Genomic DNA, 19,453 nt, shown 5'->3' on the forward strand with positions numbered 1-19,453 from the left:
CATCACCTCTTTATAGCTCTTTTCTCTTGATTGCCTCCATCATAAAGCATTCAAGGATATCGCCTTCTTTAACGTCATTGAATTTTTCTACTGTCAATCCACATTCATATCCAGTATTAACTTCTTTAACGTCATCTTTAAATCTCTTTAATGATGATAAGCTTGATTCAAAAATAACTATACCATCTCTTATAACTCTTGTTTCAGCATTTCTTTGAAGCTTACCATTTAGTACATAACAACCAGCAATTGTTCCAACATTTGAAATCTTATAAGTTTCTCTTACTTCTGCTGATCCTAAAATAACTTCTTTATATTCTGGTTCAAGCATTCCTATCATAGCTGATTTAACATCTTCTATAGCATCATAAATTATTCTATAAGTTTTTATCTCTACATTTTCTTTATCAGCTTGTGCTACTGCATTATTATCAGGTCTTACATTAAATCCAATAACTATTGCATTTGAAGCAGTTGCTAAAGTTATGTCAGTTTCTGTTATTGCACCAACACCACCATGAATTACTCTTACTTTAACATCATCTGTTGAAAGTTTTTCTAGTGATTGATTAATAGCTTGAACTGATCCTTGAACATCGGCTTTTACTATTATACCAAGTTCTTTAACTTTTCCTTCTTTAATTTGACTATATAAATCTTCTAAAGAAACTCTATTACCACTCATTAATGAGTCAGATTTTTCTTTATCTTTTCTCTTATCTGCCATTATTCTAGCTGTTTTTTCATCTTTTACTTGATTAAATCTATCTCCAGCTTCTGGAACTTCTGAAAGGCCTAAAACTTCAACTGGAATTGATGGACCAGCAGATTTGATTTTTTTACCTGTATCATCAAACATTGCTCTTATTCTACCATATGTAGATCCTACAATAATTGCGTCACCAACATGTAAAGTACCATTTTGAACTAATAATGTAGCAACTGGACCTCTACCTTTATCAAGCTTAGCTTCGATTACTGTTCCTTTTGCTTTTCTTTCTTTGTTAGCTTTAAGTTCAAGCATTTCAGCTGTAAGTAATACCATTTCAAGTAGTTTATCAATATTTAAATTACTCTTTGCAGATACTTCTTCACATATAACGTCTCCGCCCCACTCTTCTACTACTAATCCATGTTCTGTTAATTCTTGTTTAACTCTATCTGGATTTGCACCTGGTTTATCAATTTTATTTATAGCAACAACCATAGGTACGCCAGCAGCTTTACAGTGATTAATTGCTTCTTTAGTTTGAGGCATAATTCCATCATCAGCTGCAACAACTAATATAACTACATCTGTTACTTGTGCTCCACGTGCTCTCATTGCTGTAAAAGCTTCATGGCCTGGAGTATCTAAGAATGTAATTTCTTCACCATTTATATTTATAGTATAAGCTCCTATATGTTGAGTTATACCACCTGCTTCTGTATCAGTAACTTTTGCTTTTCTTATAGCATCAAGTAACGATGTTTTACCGTGGTCAACATGACCCATAACAGTTACTATTGGTGGTCTTTTTGCAAGATTTTCTTCATCATCTTCTTCAACTTCTACTGCTTCAAGTTCTTCTGTAACTTCTAACTTTTCTAGTATTACACCATAGCTTTCACATACTTTTTCAGCTGTTGCGAAATCTATTTCTTGATTTATTGCTGCCATAACTCCTGAGAAAATTAATGTTCTGATAACATCATTTGAAGGTTTATTTAATTTTTCAGCTAATTCCTTAACTGTAATAGTTTCTCCAATTTCAATTACTTCAGTCTCAAGTTCTTCATTTTCATCGTCTTTATCTTCTCTTTTATTCTTTTTCTTTTTCTTTTTAGCTTTGTTAAGCTCGTTTTGTAGAATTTCTTCATATTCATCAACTAAACTTTTTGCTTCTTCTGAACTTCCTTCAGCATATTCTGGTTTAGTTGCTAATAATTCTTTTATTAATTGAGCTTCTTCATCCTCAATAGCACTCATATGATTTTTAACTTCCACACCAAACTCATCCATTAATAATGTTATTAAATCTTTTGAACTTACATTAAGTTCTTTTGCTAATTCGTATACTCTTATTTTTGACATAAAGTCACCCCCGTTATTATTATCTACTCATATATTGTTTCTCCTCCTCATATATTTCAAGCAATTTTTTTGCCATATTTTTATCTAGGATTCCTAGTATCATAATTTGATCACGACCAATAGGACTTCCTAATTCTTCTTTGGAGAAACTATTAATATATGGTATATTTCTTTGAACACAATGTTTTATAAATTTTTCTTTTGAAGACTGTGATAAATCATTAGATATTATAAACAAATAAATATCAAGTTTATTTCTTAAATCGTCACATTTACTATAACCCTCTAACAAATTTCCTGATTTTTTGGCAATACCTAAAAAATTATAGAACTTATTCATTTTCTATTTCATCCTTTAGTCTTTCATATATTTGTTCACTTATAGAGCTATCTAAGTTTCTACTTAATCTTTTAGCTTTAAATGCTTTTTCAAAACATTCTATATCTCTACAAATGTAAGCACCTCTTCCTGATTTTTTACCAGTTAGATCAACTGATATATCACCTTCTGGGCTTTTAACTATTCTTATTAGTTCTTTCTTAGGTTTCATTTCCATGCAACCAGTGCACATTCTTAGAGGAATTTTCTTAACTTTCATTAAAAACACCTCTCCTATTCTTCTATATCTTCACATTTAAGATCTAATCCAGCCACATTTTCTATAGTTTCTTCTGACATATCTACATCTTGATCTATAGCCTTTTCTTCTTCTGCTTCTAAAGCTTCTTGTTGTGACTTGCTTTTTATATCTATTTTCCAATTAGTAAGTTTTGCTGCAAGTCTTACATTTTGGCCTTCTTTACCAATAGCCAATGAAAGTTGATCATCAGCAACTACTATTTTAGCTGATTTGCTATCTTCATTTATTTCTGAACTTATTACTTTTGCTGGACTTAATGCATTAGAAATAAATTCTGCTGGATCTTTACTCCATTTTATTATATCTATTTTTTCATTTTTAAGTTCATTTACTATATTTTGAACTCTAACACCTTTAGGACCTACACAAGCTCCCATTGCATCTACTTCTTCATCGTTAGAATACACTGCTATCTTACTTCTTGATCCTGCTTCTCTTGAAATACTCTTAATTTCAACTACACCATTAAATATTTCTGGAACTTCTAATTCAAATAATCTCTTAACTAAACCTGGATGTGTTCTTGAGACATGAACTTGAGCTCCTTTTGAAGTATTTTTAACTTCAACTATATATAGTTTTAATTTTTCATTAAATCTATAGTCTTCATTTGACATTTGTTCATTAGGACCTATTATACCTTCAATCTTGCCCAAACTAACAAAAACCATACCTTTATCTTTTCTTAATATAGTACCTGTTATTATATCAAATTCTTTTTCTTTATATTCACTATAAATTATATTTCTTTCAGCTTCTTTAATTCTTTGTGTAACTACTTGTTTAGCAAGTTGAGCTGCTACTCTTCCAAAGTTTTTAGGAGTTACTTCTAAATCCACAATATCATCAACTTCATACTTAGGGTTAATTGCTTTGGCTTCTTCTAATGAAATTTCTGTTACTTCATCATAAACCTCATCAACAACCATTTTTTGAGCATATACGTGAATTTCCCCATTTTCTCTATTTATACTTATCTTAACATTTTGTGCTGATGTATTTAAATTTGCATAATTCTTTTTATACGCAGCAACCATTGCATCTTCAATAGTAGTAAAAAGTAAATCTTCTGATATTCCTTTTTCCTTTACTATCTCTTTAAGAGCCCCTACAAACTCTTCATTCATTTTAATCTCCTCCTTATTTATATTTCTCCCTCTAAGTTTGCACCTTTTATTTTTTCAGTTGGAATTTTTAATTCTTTTTCTCCCTGAACTGTTATAAACTCATTGTCAGCTTCTTTTAATATACCTTGTATTTTCTTCATACCTTCTAAAGATCCATTAAATCTTACTAAAACTTCTCTTCCAATAAACTTTTTAAAATGTTCTTCTTTATAAAGTCCTCTATTTAATCCTGGTGAAGAAACTTCTAAATAGTATGAATCTTCAATTGGATCTTCAACGTCTAGTATTTCACTAACTCTTCTTGAAACTTTTTCGCAATCGTTTAGTGATATACTATCTTCTTCTTTATCAATATAAATTCTTAAATAATATTCGCCATTTTCTTTTACATATTCCAAATAGTATAACTCATATGATAATTCTTCTACTATTGGTTTAACTAATTCTTCTACTTTTTCAAGTAACATATCTTTTCTCAAATTTATGAAACCTCCTCTGCTATATTCAGTTTTAAAATTAATGCATTCGTTTTTAATTATAAAATCATAATCAAAAACGCAACTATATTAAAGTAGTTGCGTTACAAATAGAAAGAGCGGGTAATTTCCCACTCCACTTTTATAGCCTATTGACATTAAAAACTAAGTACATAATATCATAAATAATAGATAAATACAAGAGTTATAAATAAAAGCTTGAATTTAGATATTAATTCATTCTTTTGTTTTACGCTAAAGGTATATTTTTAAGTCTTAGTATTTCTAGAATAAAGATAATTGATTCGTTTCTGATAAACCATCTAAGCATCCATGACTGCTTAAACTTTCTATAACAGTTTTTGAAACCCCTGCTCTTATTCTTAAATCTTCTTTAGATATAAATTCACCTTTTACTCTTGCTTCAACTATATTTTTGGCTGCATTATCCGCAACTCCAGGCAAAGAATTCAATGGTAAACGAAGTGCTCCATCTTCAATTTTAAATTTTATTCCTTCTGATTTATATAAATCTACTCGTAAGAATTTCACGCCTCTTTTATAAGCCTCAAAACATAATTCTAATACAGTTATTAATCCTTTGTCTTTTACACTTGCATTATTTCCAAGCTCATATAATTCTTGAAGTTTTGTATGCACAGCACCGTCTCCAAGACACACTAAGTTCGCATCAAAATCATCAGCTCTAACTGTAAAATACGTTGCATAATATGCTTCTGGATAATATACCTTGTAATATGCTATTCTAACAGCCATCATTACATATGCAACAGCATGACCTTTAGGGAACATATATTTTATCTTTTTACATGATCCAATATACCATTCTGGTACTTCATGTTCTTTCATAAGTTTTTCATCATCTTCTGAAAGACCTTTTCCTTTTCTTACTTTTTCCATTATTGTAAATGCATTTTTTGGTGGTAGTCCTTTATACATTAAGTAAACCATAATATCATCTCTTGTTGCTATACAATCTCTTAATGTAGTAAAGCCTTCTTTTATATAATATTGAGCATTATTAAGCCAAACATCTGTACCATGGGAAAGTCCTGATATTCTTACTAAATCTGCAAAAGTCTTAGGCTGTGTATCAACAAGCATCCCTCTTACAAATTTGGTACCAAATTCAGGTAGTCCATAACTTCCAACTTCACATTCTAGTTCCTCTTTTGTAACGCCTAATGCTTCTGGTGATGTAAAAAGACTAAGAACTTTTTCATCATTTAAAGGTATTGTTTTCGGATCAAGTCCTGTTAAATCTTGTAACATTCTAAGAACAGTAGGATCATCATGTCCAAGTATATCTAATTTTAATAATCTACCACTTATTGAATGATAATCAAAATGTGTTGTTACAACATCTGTATCATTATCATCAGCTGGATGTTGTATAGGACAAAAATTATAAATTTCATTATCAGCTGGTACAACCATTATTCCACCTGGATGTTGTCCTGTAGTTCTTTTTATTCCTGTACAACCAAGTGTAAGTCTTTCTATTTCAGCTGAAGAGGTTATAATTTCTCTTTCATCTAAATATTTTTTTACATATCCATAAGCTGTTTTTTCTGCTATTGTTCCAATTGTTCCTGCTTTAAATGTATGACCCTTACCAAATAGTACTTCTGTATACCTATGTACTACCCCTTGATACTCTCCTGAAAAGTTAAGGTCAATATCAGGTTCTTTATCTCCTTCAAACCCTAAGAAGGTTTCAAACGGTATATCATGACCATCTTTTATATATGGTACATCACAATCAGGACAATTTTTATCTGGTAAATCTGCCCCTGAACTTATTGAACCATCTAAAAAGAATTCTGATTTCTTACACTTAGGACATACATAATGCGGTGGCAATCCATTAACTTCAGTGATATCAGACATAGTTGCTACAAATGAAGACCCAACGGATCCTCTTGAACCAACCAAATAACCATCTTCCGTAGATTTAGCAACTAGTTTTTGAGCTATTAGATATAATACGGCATATCCATTGTTTATTATAGAGTTAAGTTCTTTATCTAGTCTTTTTTGAACTACCTCTGGAAGAACTTCTCCATAAATAGCATGAGCTTTATTCAATGTCATATTCTTTATATCTTCTTCTGCACCTTCAATTTTAGGTGGATATGTTTCATCTGGTATTGGCTTTAACACATCTATACTATCAGATATTTTTTTAGGATTATCAATAACAACTTCTTTTGCGATATCTTTTCCTAAATAAGAAAATTCTTTTAACATTTCTTCTGTTGTTTTTAAATAAAGTGGTGGCTGATTATCTGCGTCAGAAAAGCCTTGCCCTGCCATAATTATTCTTCTAAAAGCTTCATCATTAGGATTTAAGAAATGTACATCTCCCGTAGCAACAGTAGGTTTATTGCATTCCTTACCCAATCTATATATTTTTCTATTAATCTCTCTTAATTCTTCTTCATCTTTAACTGACCCTTTTGCAATAAGGAAATTATTATTAGCTATAGGTTGAATTTCAACGTAATCATAAAATTCTATAATTTCTTTTATTTCATCATCACTTCGTCCTTCTAATACAGCTTTATATACTTCTCCTGCTTCACATGCAGACCCTATAATTAAGCCTTCTCTAAATTCAGAAAGTAGAGTCTTTGGTGTTCTTGGCCTTCTAAAGAAATTATCTATATGAGATTTAGATACTAATTTATATAAATTTTTTAATCCTGCTTGCGTCTTAGCTAAAATAATAATATGATAAGTTGGTTGTTTTCTTATATCCACTTTTGATAAAAACAAATCATTTAAAGATTTCAAATCATTTATTTCAAAATCCTCTTCTATTTTCTCAAAAGATTTTAAAAGTATATCTGCTGTTGCTTTTGCATCATCTACTGCTCTATGATGATTTTCAAGAGAAATTCCCAAGAATTTAGCAACTATATTTAGTTTAACCTTTTTTAATTCAGGATATAAAAATCTACATAATGTAACTGTATCCAATATTGGAAGATCAAACCTTATATTTAAATCTCTGCAATTCTTTTTTATAAAACCCGTATCAAATGCTGCATTATGTGCAACTACTACAGTATCTTCACAAAACTCCATAAATTTCGGAAGTATATTTTCTATTATGTCTGCATCTTTAACCATATTATTATCAATGCTTGTAAGTTGTGTGATTTTATATGGAATATCTCTTTTTGGATTAACAAAACAGCTAAATTTATCTATAATTTCACCATTTTTAATCTTAACTGCTCCAATTTCTATTATTTTATCATTAACAGGAGAAAATCCGGTTGTTTCTAAATCAAAAACAACAAATGTATCATCCAATGTATAACCTTTTTCATTTATTACAAGAGGAACCCCATTATTAACTAAATAACCTTCAACTCCATACAATATCTTTATTTTATTTTTTTTAGAAGCAAGTTGTGCTTCTGGATATGCCTGAACTACACCATGATCCGTTATTGCAATTGCTTCATGCCCCCATTTTGCAGCAGTCTCTATTATTTTAGATGCAGATGTAATACCGTCCATACTGCTCATATTAGTATGAAGATGAAGTTCTATTCTCTTTTCCTGAGCTCCATCCATTCTATCAATTTTTTTCATTCTAGCTATATCTCTACCCATTATTACTACTTCTCTTGCATAAGTATCAAATACAGCTTCACCTCTAACTTTACAATAAAGTCCTTTTTTGACTTCATCCAATACCGCTTCTTTTTCTTGAGGTTTTAAGAAACACTTTACAGTGATAGAACTTGTATAGTCTGTAATATAAAAAGTTAATATTGTTTTTCCTGTTTTAGTTTCTATAATATCTGTTTTGAAAATTTCACCTATAATAGCTACATATCCAGTTGTTTCATCTATATCTTTTATAGGTGTAGATTCCATCCTTATACCTCTTCCAAGAATAGTATTTTCATCCTTTGGTTCTTTCTTGTAAGAAGCATAATTTGGCTTATTATCATTTTTTCTATAATTATTTTCACCGGATTTTTGTGATTTAGATACTTTTGAACTAGAACCATCTGAACTTATAGTTCTATTATTCATAACTTCTTTTATTATTTTAATATTTTCTTCTTTTTTACTTGCTTCATATTCTTCACCAATCATTAAATTTGAATCAAAACTAAAATTAACTTTTGTTGAAATACTAAAAATATCTTTTATATTATTCTGAAGCAATTTATCTATTTTCTTATTTAAAGCATGATTTATTAAAGTTTCATTTCCTGAATATATATTTATAACTTTTTCATCAACTTTTCTGTTCTTGGAATATAATATAGAACGACACAGAGGGTATTTTTTTGCTATTTCTTCTGCAATATTAATCCAATATTTTGAATTAATTTCTTCTAATGATGTATTACTAACATCTAGATAACACAAAAATTCTATATCTATATTAAATCCTAAATTATCTATAATTAACTTTTTCAAATATTCTTCTTCTTGACTTGTAAGTGATTCTAATGATTTCAGCACTATTTTTAATATTTGACTTTTTTTATAAAACTGAAATCTTAATAGTCTTATTTCTTTATTTTCTAAAATTTCATTCTTATTAATTTCTTTTGTTAATTGTTTTATAAAGTCTTGACTAATAAGAACCACTCTCCTCTCTAAAGAATAAATAGAGGGATTTTCATCCCCCTATACTTATTCTTATATTATAATGCTTAATTTATAAATCACAAAATATCCTTTTTATCTTCTAAACTAAATATTATTTATTTCTTCCATCAAAGCATTTATTAACTCTTCTTCTTTAACTTTTTTAATTATTTCGCCTTTTTTAAAGATGATTCCTTCACCTTTACCTCCAGCAATTCCAATATCTGCTTCTCTTGCTTCTCCAGGACCATTTACAACGCATCCCATAACAGCAACTTTAATATCTTTATTGCAATTTTCTAATCTTTTTTCAACTTCATTTGCTATCTTAATAAGATTAATTTGAGTTCTTCCACATGTAGGACAAGATACAAAGTTTACTCCACCTTTTTTTAATCCTAATGACTTAAGTATTTCTATTGCAACTTTAATTTCATCAACAGGATCACTAGTTAAAGACACTCTTATAGTATCACCTATTCCCTCAGCTAAAAGAGTTCCTATACCTATGCTTGATTTAATTGTACCTTTAGTTACAGTTCCTGATTCTGTAACCCCTAAATGAAGAGGATAATCACATTTATCTCCTATTAATCTATAACAATCTATCATCATCCTTACATCTGATGATTTTATTGAAATAACTATATCGTTAAAATCTAATTTTTCTAAAATCTTAACATGTCTTAGAGCACTTTCAACTAAACCTTGTGCTGTAGGTTTTCCATCTCTTTCTAATATATCTTTTTCTAAAGATCCAGAGTTAACACCTATTCTTATAGGTATGTTTTTTTCTTTACATTTTTCTGCAACTATCTTTACTTTTTCTTCACTTCCAATATTGCCTGGATTAATTCTTAAAGCAGATACACCACTTTCTATTGATTCAACTGCTAATCTATAATCAAAATGTATATCTGCAACTACTGGTATCGGTGATTTAGTTGTTATTTCCTTTAGTGCTTTTGCTGCATCCATATCTAATACTGCACATCTCACTATATCACAGCCAACTCTGTACAGTTCATTTATTTGATTTAATGTATCTTCCACATTTCTTGTATCAGTAGTAGTCATTGATTGAATAGTTATTGGTGCATCTCCACCAACATAAGTATTTCCGACTTTAACTTTCTTTGAAATTCTTCTTTCCATATTTTCATCTCCTAAAACTTAACAGGGAATATGATATCTTTAATAGTTACTAAAATCATAAGACCTATAAGTAACATAAATCCTACATAATTTAAATTTTCAACTATCTTATTTGGAACTTTTCTTCTTGTTATTAATTCAATTAATAGTATTACTGTCCAACCTCCATCTAAAGCTGGGAATGGTAACATATTAAACACAGCTAAACTAACACTTATAAAACCAACAAAATACATTAGATCCCAAATACCACTTTCAGCAGTTTTAGCTGACATTTTAATTATTGTAAGTGGACCTCCCACATCTGTCTTTAAATTTGATTTTCCTGTAAATATCATTTTAAGACCTTTAAATGTTTGAGACACTAAAGAAGCTGTTTGATTAACACTATGTTTCAAGCTAGCACCTATACTTGGATTAGTTTCTACTCCAAAACCTATACCTACGATATATTCATTTTCTTTATTTAATTTTGGCGTTATAGTTAAATTTTTAATTTCTTCTCCTCTTTTTACTGTAAGATCAACAGGCTCACCTTTTGCCATAATTATTCCAACTCTAATATCATCCGCTGTAAAAACTCGTGAACCATCTATTTTTAAAAATTTATCGCCTTCTTGTAAGCCTGCTTCTATTGCTGGATGATCCGGAAGAACAGTTGCTATCTCTGGCACTTTGTATCCAAATTTTCCTGCAATACACGCAAATATTACTATTGCCAATATATAATTCATTGCAGCTCCAGCTATTATAATACTTATCCTTCTAAGAGGCGATTTTTCTGAAAAACTCCTCTCATCTTGAACTGCCTCTTCTTCACCCATCATATTTACAAAACCACCAATAGGAAATAGACGTAATGAATATGTTGTTTCTTTTCCTTTTTTAGAAATCACCTTAGGGCCCATTCCTATAGCAAATTCCTCTACTCTTACTCCATTTAATTTTGCTAATGTAAAATGGCCAAGTTCATGTACAATTATTAAAACACTAAACGCTAAAATAGCCCCTAATATAGCTACTAGATTCATATTTTTTCATCCTTTCCTATTTCATATCTACTACATATTTTTTAACTTTTCTATCTATTTTAATTATATTCTCTAAAGTTAAAGGCTTTTTACTTTCTTCTTCAAATGCATTCATACAATTTTCTATAATATTAAAAATATCTAAAAACTCAATTTTTTCGTCTAAAAATAATGCTACTGCCGCTTCATTAGCACCATTTAATATAGTTGGCATAAGTCCACCTTGTTTACCTGCTTTAAACGCTAATTTTAATGGCTTAAAAGTTTCTAAATCCGGTTTTTCAAAAGTTAACTGTGATACTTCATAAAAATCTAATGTTTTTGCTATTAAATTTTTTCTTTCTGTATAATTAAGAGCATATTGTATTGGCAGTCTCATATCTGCTGCTCCAAGTTGTGCTATTATACTTCCATCACAATATTCAACCATAGAATGTACTATGCTTTGAGGATGAATAACAACTTGTATATTATCATAATCACACTCAAAAAGCCAATGTGCCTCTATTACTTCAAGACCTTTGTTCATTAAAGTAGCTGAGTCAATAGAAATCTTTCTTCCCATATTCCACTTAGGATGATTTAAAGCATCATCGACACTTATATCATTTAAATCACATAATTTCTTACCTCTGAAAGGTCCACCTGATGCTGTAAGTATTATTTTATTTAAAGTATTTAAATCATTTCCTCTTAAAGATTGATAAATAGCACTGTGCTCTGAATCAACAGGAAGTATTTTAACATTATTTTTTTTAGCTTCACTCATAACAAGTTCACCTGCAACAACTAATGTCTCTTTATTTGCAAGTGCTATATCTTTTTTTGCCTTTATCGCTTCTAATGTTGGCTCTAAGCCTATCATACCAACTAAAGATGTCAAAACTATGTCAATTTCTTCTAGAGATGCTATTTTATTAAGACCCTTCATTTGAGATAAAACTATTGTTGGCTTATTTCTTTCTTTGCAGTATTTTTCTAATTTCTCTGCAGAAGTCTTATCCATCATACCTACATATTTAGGATTAAATTCTTCAATAATTTCAATCATTTTATTTACTGAAGAATTAGCGGTTGCTCCAATTAATTTTAATTCTCCATTTGATTTTTTTATTACATCTAAGGCTTGAGTTCCTATTGAACCTGTAACCCCTAATATAGATAGCTTTTTCATTTCTTTCCTCCTAAAGTACATTATAAAATGCTACTAATTTTTATAAATTGTTTAACTAGAACTATATACTATTTCTTTTGCCAAAATACTGTACATAGGTCCAACTAGTATTCCTAAAATCCCAAATACTTCTACCCCAATATATATAGAAATTAATACAATTAAAGGATGTATATCTAGTTTATCACTTAAAAATTTTGCTTCTAAAATTTCTCTTATGACTTGAACTAATATATATAAACACATAAGTCCAAATGCAGTAAGATAATCTTTCATTACAATATTGTATATTATAATTGGAATAAATACAATTATAGTTCCTACATAAGGTAACACATCTAAAATACCACAAAGTATTCCTAATATAAAATAATTAGATACATTTAATATAAAGAATCCTCCTATAATCTCAAGTGTTGATATCAAAACTAAACTTATTTCTATCAAACACATTTGACTAAAATTTTCTTTTTGTTTTTTTATTTTTTTAATCATTTCACTTGGAAATAACATTAAAACTAAACTTTTTATTTTTTCCCCATCTACTAATATAAAGAAAGCACATATATTTCCTATAAAATAAGCTATTATTCCTTCACCTGTAGTTAGTGCCCCTCTTCTTATACTTTCTTGATTTATTATGGATATTACACTCTTACCCAAATCAAGCTTTTTTAATTGCAAATCAAGTTCTAATGAAATATCTTGTATAATTCTATTTATTGTGTTTACATTACTCAAATATATCTTTTGAAATACATTGAATATTTCATTTCCTAAATATAATATAATCAATATTAAAAGTATATTAACTAAAACAATACTTAGAGCTCCTGAAATCTTATATGGAATATTTAATTTTATCATAAGCTTATATAGTGGAGCAGCTATTATGGATATAAATATCATTGCTAAAAAAGGTTTAAAATAATATTTTATAATATATGTAATTATAACTATTATAAAAAGTAATACTGTTAAAGATATTATTTTTTTATATTTCTCAAAAATACTATACACCACCCTAAAATCACTTTTTATAATATATGCCCTAAGTAACAATTTAATTATTATTTATCTTTAACAAAATCTATATTTTTAAATTTTACAACAAAAAAAATCTGCAGACTTAAATTTAAATCTACAGATTTTTTAATAAATATTAAATTCCAACTATAAAATTTAAGTAATAAAATACAACTGTTGATGAAAAAATTATACTATCAAATCTGTCTAATATTCCACCATGACCAGGTATTAAATTGCTGTAATCTTTTATTCCTACATATCTTTTTATTGAAGAGGCTACTAAGTCTCCAAACTGGCTAAACACACCACACAAAGCTCCTATAATAAAATAATGATATAAAGGCATGACATATACATATTTATTAACTATAATTCCAAATATACCACAACATAAAATTGCGCCTAAAAGACCTCCGATAGATCCTTCAATTGTTTTCTTTGGAGAAACCTTTGGACAAAGTTTATGTTTACCTAAAAATTTTCCTGAGTAATATGCACTTGTATCTGTCATCCATGATCCTATAAATATAAGCCAAACTAAAAATTCTCCATGATGTTTTGCATTAACTAAATATACAAAGCTAAATAAAATACCAGCATATATAAAACCTAAAAATGTTAAAGAAACATCTATAAATGTATAATCTAAATTTATTACTGGAATAATCAACAATATAAACATGGCAAGAACTACTACATACATCATTATATTAAAATCATTATTTAAAAAATAATACATAATTAATAATGCATATCCAAAAACTGATATTGGATTAAAGTCCTTCTTTTTTAAAGCATTGTAGAATTCCCAAAGTCCCATTGCTGATAATAAAATAACAAATGATTTAAGATAAATTCCTCCAAGAAAAATAAATATTATAAATGGAGCAATCATAAGTGCACCTAAGTATCTATTATTAGATTTCAAAAACAGTCACCCCTTTACTTTACTCCACCAAATCTTCTATCTCTATTTTGATAGTCCAATATGGCTTTTTGTAAATCTTCTTCTTTAAAATCTGGCCAAGCTATATCTGAATACCAAAATTCTGAATAAGCACATTGCCATAATAAAAAGTTACTAATTCTTTGTTCACCAGAAGGTCTAATAATCAAATCTGGGTCAGGCATTCCTTTAGTATATATGTAATTTGATATCAAATCTTCACTAATATCTTCTTTTTTTATTTTATCGTCTTCTAAATCATCTATAATTAATTTCATAGCTCTAACTAATTCATCTCTACCACCATAATTTAGTGCCAGATTTAAATTTATTTCAGTATTATTATTTGTTATTTCTATAGCTTTATTTAATTCTTCCTTACATTCTGCTGGGAATTTTAACATATCACCCAATACATTGATTTTAACACCATTTTTGTTAAGTTCTGCAACTTCTCGCTTAAGATAAACTACTAATAGCTGCATTAATGCACCTACTTCTTCTTTAGGTCTTTTCCAATTTTCAGTTGAGAAAGCATATAAAGTTAAATATTTTATTCCTAATCTTTTAGACTCTTTTACAATTTTTCTTATTGTTTCAACGCCTGCTTTATGTCCCATACTTCTTGGTAATTTTCTTTTTTTAGCCCAACGACCGTTTCCATCCATTATTATTGCAATGTGCTGCGGTATTTTATTCATATCTAGTACAACTTCATTTGTCGAATCTTTTTTTGACTTAAATATACTTAACAAATTTCCCATCCCCTCTCTCTGTTTATAATATAAATCAGCTTAAATATCAATTAAATGAACAAATTAAGGAAAAAAACCTGCTAAATAGCAGGTTTTGAGATTAAATAGCTAGAATCTCTTTTTCTTTATCAACTATTATCTTGTCTATATCTTTTATAATAGCATCTGTCTTCTTTTGAACATCATCTTCGCCTTTTTTAATTTGGTCTTCAGATACGTCTCCATCTTTCTTTAATGCTTTAATTTTATCATTAGCATCTCTTCTAATTGATCTAATTGCTACTTTAGATTCTTCTCCAGTTTTTTTAACTTTTTTAACAAGATCTTTTCTTGTTTCTTCTGTTAATTCTGGAATAACTAATCTTATTATTGAACCATCATTTGAAGGATTTAAACCTAAGTCCGATTTTAAAATCGCTTTTTCAATTTCTTTTAATAATTGCTTTTCCCAAGGTGTTATCATTAATACTCTTGGTTCAGGTGAAGAAATATTTGCTGCTTGTGATAATGGGCACATGCTTCCATAATAATCGATTTGAATTTTATCAAGCATACTTGGATTAGCTCTTCCTGCTTTCATAGTTCCTAACTCTGATTTTAATACAGTTACAGTTTTTTGCATTTTTTCTTCTGCATTCTTAATGATGTCCTTAATCATGATTATCCTCCTATTTTTTAGTTACTAATGTTCCGATATTTTCGCCAGTTATTGCTCTTTTAATATTACCTGGCTCATCTAAACCAAATACAAGTATTGGAATATTATTATCCATGCATAATGAAGTTGCTGTAGAATCCATAACTTGTAATCCTTGATCTAAAACATCTATATATGATAGTGTATCATATTTTTTTGCTTCTGGAAACTTCATAGGATCTTTATCATAAACTCCATCAACTTTTTTTGCTAGAAGTATTACTTCTGCTTCTATTTCTGCTGCTCTTAAAGCTGCAGTAGTATCAGTTGAGAAATATGGATTTCCTGTTCCTGCTGCAAAAATAACAACTCTACCTTTTTCTAAGTGTCTCATTGCTCTTCTTCTAATAAAAGGTTCTGCAACTTCTTTCATTTCTATAGCAGTTTGAACTCTAGTTTTTACGCCTACTTGTTCTAAAGAATCTTGTAGTGCTAATGCATTTATACAAGTAGCCATCATTCCCATGTAATCAGCTGTTGTTCTATCCATACCTTCGCCGCTTCTTCCACGCCAGATATTTCCTCCACCTACAACTGTTCCAACTTCTACTCCCATATCAACTAGTTCTTTAATTTCTAGAGCTATTCTTTTAGCTACATTAAAGTCAAGTCCAAAACCACTTACTCCAGCTAAAGCTTCACCTGAAAGTTTTAAAATTACTCTTTTATATTTACAATTTGTCATTTAAAACTACCTCCTAAATGTGGCATTAGAAGAAAACAATGCCTTATATTCTATTATTTTCTTTAAAAAAAGAGAACACAGAGTGTCCTCTTTAGTTTTTTATATTTTACTATTTTCCTAATTGTTTAGCAACTTCTTCTGCAAAGTTTTCTTCAACTTTTTCGATTCCTTCGCCTCTTTCGAATCTTACGAATCTATTTACTTTGATTGCAGAACCAGCTTCTTTAGCTTTTTCATCTATAAACTTAGTTATAGTCTTATCGCCATCTTTAACCCAAAGTTGTTCAAGAAGACAAACTTCTTTGTAGTACTTTTGGATTCTTCCCATAACCATCTTTTCAACTATCTTTTCTGGCTTTCCTTCATTTAAAGCTTGAACTCTATAGATTTCTTTTTCTTTTTCTATAGAATCTTGATCAACTTCTTCTTTAGATAAGAATAATGGGTTTGCAGCAGCTATTTGCATACAAAGTTCTTTTGCAACTTCTTCAACAGCTGGTGACTCTACATCACAAGCTACTTCTACTAAAACACCAATTCTTCCACCACCATGGATATAGCTTTTAACTACTCCATTATCTACTGCAAATTTAACAAATCTTCTAACAGTCATGTTTTCACCAAGTCTAGCGATTAATCCTGTTAAAGCTTCTTGTATTGTAGCTTCTCCGTCAAATTTTTCATTAACAAATTCTTCTACTGTTGTAACATTTGTTGATGTTGCTATTTTAGCTAAAGCTTCAGCAAAAGCAATGAAATCTTCATTTGCTGCAACGAAATCTGTTTCACAGTTAAGTTCAACGATAGCTCCGCTCTTTTTATCTTCTGAAATATATGTTTTAACTAAACCTTCAGCAGCAACTCTTCCTGATTTCTTAGCTGCAGCCGCAAGTCCTTTTTCTCTTAATACTTCAACAGCTTTTTCGATGTCACCATCTGTTTCTGTTAATGCTTTTTTGCAGTCCATCATTCCTGCGCCAGTTCTTTCTCTTAATTCTTTAACTGATTTTGCAGATATCATTATTAAATTCCTCCTCGATTATATATTGCATTTTATTAATCTATTATATTCATAATAAATTAACTATTTAGAAGAATTATTAAAAACTTAATATAAAGTATTAAATTTTTAATAATTATGGCTTCTAAGTTAGAAGACAAAACAAAATTGTTTTGTCTTCTATTAAAATAGTATATATAAACTATTCAGCTAATTCTTCGCCTTGTCTTCCTTCCATGATAGCATCAGCCATTTTAGCAGTTATTAATTTAACAGCTCTTATAGCATCATCATTACCAGGAATTACGTAATCAACTTCTTCTGGATCACAGTTAGTATCTACTATAGCAACTACAGGGATTCCAAGAATCTTAGCTTCTGATATAGCATTCTTTTCTTTTCTTGGATCAACTACGAACATAGCACCTATGTTGTCACAATCTAAGTTTTTGATACCACCAAGATTTTTTTCTAATTTTTCTAATTCACCCTTTAATTTGATAACTTCCTTCTTTGGAAGAACATCAAATGTTCCATCTTCTTGCATTGTTTCTATTTCAGAAAGTCTTCTTATTCTTTTCTTGATAGTAGAGAAGTTTGTTAACATTCCACCTAACCATCTATTGTTTACAAAGTGCATGCTGCTTCTTATTGCTTCATCTTTGATAGCTTCTTGAGCTTGTTTCTTTGTTCCAACGAATAATATATCTTTTCCTTCTGTAGCTACTTCTTTAATGAAGTTATAAGCTTCTTCAGCTTTTCTAACTGTTTTTTGAAGGTCTATGATATATATACCATTTCTTTCTGTGAAAATGTAAGGAGCCATCTTAGGGTTCCATCTTCTTGTTTGGTGTCCAAAGTGTACACCTGCTTCTAATAATTGTTTCATTGATATTACTGACATTTTGTTACCTCCTTGGTTTTTACCTCCATCATCTTCTTCTTGCAAATAATCCCTTAATAGGGCACCTAATTTACAAATTGGATGATGTGTGTATTTTGTTACCTTAAACAGTATAACATAAGGTATTTAACCTATCAACAAAAAAATTACTTTTTCTCTAAAAATAAATAGAAGAAACCAAATTTCTTGGTTTCTTCTATTTATAGCTCGTCTAATTTTGAAATAAAACTACTATTTTATTTTTTTTAATTCATCTAATAATTTTTCGTTTAATACTCTAATATAAGTACCTTTCATGCCTAACGATCTAGATTCAATAACACCAGCACTTTCAAATTTCCTTAAAGCATTTACTATAACACTTCTGGTTATTCCTACTTTATCAGCAATTTTAGAAGCAACTAATAAGCCTTCATTTCCATTTAATTCTTCAAAAATATGTTCTACTGCTTCTAATTCAGAATAAGAAAGAGTTCCTATAGCTAATTGAACAACAGCTTTTTTCCTAGTTTGCTCTGCTAAATCTTCTTGCATTGCTCTAAGCATTTCCATTCCAACTATTGTTGCACTATACTCAACTAAAACTAAATCATCATCAGTAAATTCTTTTCCAAATCTAGCTAATATTAATGTACCTAATCTTTCTCTACTACCTATTATTGGAATTATAGTTGAAATTTTATCTTTTGCCTTACAATCACCAATTTCTGCAAATACACATCTACCTTGATTATATAAGTTTGCTAATGTTTCATTACTTTCTAAAAGGGTAAGATTATAATCTTCCGGAAATTTTTTATCTTCTATAACTTTCTTTTTCATAGCTTCACATTCAAAGCCTGGAGAAAAAGTATATCCTAAAACTTTACCTCTTTTGCTTACTATATAAGCATTACATTCAAGAACTTCGCTTAAAAGTGTACATATATCTTGAAAAGCAACTGGCTCAGTCCCTGTCTTTTGCAAGATTTTATTTAGTCTTCTTGTTTTATTTAATAGAGATGACATTTCTTATCCTCCTTGTTAACCTCACAATAATCTCTGATTATACAAACAGAATATAATCTTTTTTTAGAAAATTCTTAATTTAATGAATTTTCTCTCATGTCTTGTTG

17 protein-coding genes are annotated in these 19,453 nt (G+C 29.2%); all 17 read right to left on the reverse strand.

Annotated features, from left to right (window positions below):
* Window positions 1–10: 10 nt before the first annotated feature.
* On the reverse strand, window positions 11–2,074 hold the full coding sequence (gene infB / locus RGC78_RS05315) for a translation initiation factor IF-2 (protein WP_252212852.1): 2,064 nt from the start codon (window positions 2,072–2,074) through the stop codon (window positions 11–13).
* 19 nt (window positions 2,075–2,093) lie between these two features.
* On the reverse strand, window positions 2,094–2,414 hold the full coding sequence (locus tag RGC78_RS05320) for a ribosomal L7Ae/L30e/S12e/Gadd45 family protein (RefSeq protein ID WP_252212853.1): 321 nt from the start codon (window positions 2,412–2,414) through the stop codon (window positions 2,094–2,096).
* Entirely contained in the window at window positions 2,407–2,673 is a 267-nt protein-coding gene (gene rnpM / locus RGC78_RS05325; RefSeq protein ID WP_252212854.1) for an RNase P modulator RnpM, read from the reverse strand. The genes RGC78_RS05320 and rnpM overlap by 8 nt, the downstream gene beginning before the upstream one ends.
* 14 nt (window positions 2,674–2,687) lie before the next feature.
* Window positions 2,688–3,842, reverse strand: coding sequence for a transcription termination factor NusA (nusA, locus tag RGC78_RS05330; protein WP_252212855.1), 1,155 nt, complete (start codon window positions 3,840–3,842; stop codon window positions 2,688–2,690).
* A 17-nt stretch (window positions 3,843–3,859) separates the two neighbouring features.
* Window positions 3,860–4,321 (reverse strand): ribosome maturation factor RimP, encoded by a 462-nt coding sequence (gene rimP, locus RGC78_RS05335; RefSeq protein ID WP_252212856.1) that lies wholly within the window; start codon window positions 4,319–4,321, stop codon window positions 3,860–3,862.
* 282 nt (window positions 4,322–4,603) lie between these two features.
* Window positions 4,604–8,962: a PolC-type DNA polymerase III gene (locus RGC78_RS05340; protein WP_434062229.1), complete on the reverse strand. Its 4,359-nt coding sequence runs from the start codon at window positions 8,960–8,962 to the stop codon at window positions 4,604–4,606.
* Window positions 8,963–9,067: 105 nt separating this feature from the next.
* Window positions 9,068–10,117, reverse strand: coding sequence for a flavodoxin-dependent (E)-4-hydroxy-3-methylbut-2-enyl-diphosphate synthase (ispG, locus tag RGC78_RS05345; RefSeq protein WP_309556186.1), 1,050 nt, complete (start codon window positions 10,115–10,117; stop codon window positions 9,068–9,070).
* A gap of 11 nt (window positions 10,118–10,128) precedes the next feature.
* Window positions 10,129–11,148 carry a M50 family metallopeptidase gene (locus RGC78_RS05350; protein WP_252212858.1) on the reverse strand — a complete coding sequence of 340 codons (1,020 nt, stop codon included), beginning with the start codon at window positions 11,146–11,148 and terminating at the stop codon, window positions 10,129–10,131.
* Between the two features lie 16 nt (window positions 11,149–11,164).
* Window positions 11,165–12,322: a 1-deoxy-D-xylulose-5-phosphate reductoisomerase gene (dxr, locus tag RGC78_RS05355; RefSeq protein WP_252212859.1), complete on the reverse strand. Its 1,158-nt coding sequence runs from the start codon at window positions 12,320–12,322 to the stop codon at window positions 11,165–11,167.
* Between the two features lie 51 nt (window positions 12,323–12,373).
* A complete protein-coding gene (locus RGC78_RS05360; protein WP_252212860.1) occupies window positions 12,374–13,342 on the reverse strand; it encodes an AI-2E family transporter in 969 nt (322 codons plus the stop codon).
* A gap of 142 nt (window positions 13,343–13,484) precedes the next feature.
* Entirely contained in the window at window positions 13,485–14,279 is a 795-nt protein-coding gene (locus RGC78_RS05365; RefSeq protein WP_252212861.1) for a phosphatidate cytidylyltransferase, read from the reverse strand.
* Window positions 14,280–14,293: 14 nt separating this feature from the next.
* Window positions 14,294–15,052, reverse strand: coding sequence for an undecaprenyl pyrophosphate synthase (gene uppS, locus RGC78_RS05370; RefSeq protein WP_286673995.1), 759 nt, complete (start codon window positions 15,050–15,052; stop codon window positions 14,294–14,296).
* Window positions 15,053–15,152: 100 nt separating this feature from the next.
* Window positions 15,153–15,710 (reverse strand): ribosome recycling factor, encoded by a 558-nt coding sequence (gene frr, locus RGC78_RS05375; protein WP_252212863.1) that lies wholly within the window; start codon window positions 15,708–15,710, stop codon window positions 15,153–15,155.
* A 10-nt stretch (window positions 15,711–15,720) separates the two neighbouring features.
* Window positions 15,721–16,434 carry a UMP kinase gene (gene pyrH, locus RGC78_RS05380; protein WP_012425060.1) on the reverse strand — a complete coding sequence of 238 codons (714 nt, stop codon included), beginning with the start codon at window positions 16,432–16,434 and terminating at the stop codon, window positions 15,721–15,723.
* 109 nt (window positions 16,435–16,543) lie between these two features.
* Window positions 16,544–17,455, reverse strand: coding sequence for a translation elongation factor Ts (tsf, locus tag RGC78_RS05385; protein ID WP_252212864.1), 912 nt, complete (start codon window positions 17,453–17,455; stop codon window positions 16,544–16,546).
* 181 nt (window positions 17,456–17,636) lie between these two features.
* Window positions 17,637–18,338, reverse strand: a complete 702-nt coding sequence (rpsB, locus tag RGC78_RS05390) for a 30S ribosomal protein S2 (RefSeq protein WP_252212865.1) — start codon at window positions 18,336–18,338, stop codon at window positions 17,637–17,639.
* Between the two features lie 231 nt (window positions 18,339–18,569).
* Window positions 18,570–19,346, reverse strand: coding sequence for a GTP-sensing pleiotropic transcriptional regulator CodY (codY, locus tag RGC78_RS05395; RefSeq protein ID WP_252212866.1), 777 nt, complete (start codon window positions 19,344–19,346; stop codon window positions 18,570–18,572).
* Window positions 19,347–19,453 lie beyond the last annotated feature (107 nt).

Origin of the sequence: Clostridium aquiflavi, from assembly GCF_031344075.1 — a bacterium.
In the GTDB taxonomy this organism is placed as follows: domain Bacteria; phylum Bacillota; class Clostridia; order Clostridiales; family Clostridiaceae; genus Clostridium; species Clostridium aquiflavi.

What these genes read in the sequence shown, in the direction of transcription:
- ispG (WP_309556186.1), bottom strand. Translation starts at nt 10,117, where the DNA reads ATGGAAAGAAGAATTTCAAAGAAAGTTAAAGTCGGAAATACTTATGTT.
- RGC78_RS05350 (WP_252212858.1), bottom strand. Translation starts at nt 11,148, where the DNA reads ATGAATCTAGTAGCTATATTAGGGGCTATTTTAGCGTTTAGTGTTTTA.
- frr (WP_252212863.1), bottom strand. Translation starts at nt 15,710, where the DNA reads ATGATTAAGGACATCATTAAGAATGCAGAAGAAAAAATGCAAAAAACT.
- infB (WP_252212852.1), bottom strand. Translation starts at nt 2,074, where the DNA reads ATGTCAAAAATAAGAGTATACGAATTAGCAAAAGAACTTAATGTAAGT.
- nusA (WP_252212855.1), bottom strand. Translation starts at nt 3,842, where the DNA reads ATGAATGAAGAGTTTGTAGGGGCTCTTAAAGAGATAGTAAAGGAAAAA.
- rpsB (WP_252212865.1), bottom strand. Translation starts at nt 18,338, where the DNA reads ATGTCAGTAATATCAATGAAACAATTATTAGAAGCAGGTGTACACTTT.
- RGC78_RS05320 (WP_252212853.1), bottom strand. Translation starts at nt 2,414, where the DNA reads ATGAATAAGTTCTATAATTTTTTAGGTATTGCCAAAAAATCAGGAAAT.
- rnpM (WP_252212854.1), bottom strand. Translation starts at nt 2,673, where the DNA reads ATGAAAGTTAAGAAAATTCCTCTAAGAATGTGCACTGGTTGCATGGAA.
- pyrH (WP_012425060.1), bottom strand. Translation starts at nt 16,434, where the DNA reads ATGACAAATTGTAAATATAAAAGAGTAATTTTAAAACTTTCAGGTGAA.
- codY (WP_252212866.1), bottom strand. Translation starts at nt 19,346, where the DNA reads ATGTCATCTCTATTAAATAAAACAAGAAGACTAAATAAAATCTTGCAA.
- dxr (WP_252212859.1), bottom strand. Translation starts at nt 12,322, where the DNA reads ATGAAAAAGCTATCTATATTAGGGGTTACAGGTTCAATAGGAACTCAA.
- tsf (WP_252212864.1), bottom strand. Translation starts at nt 17,455, where the DNA reads ATGATATCTGCAAAATCAGTTAAAGAATTAAGAGAAAGAACTGGCGCA.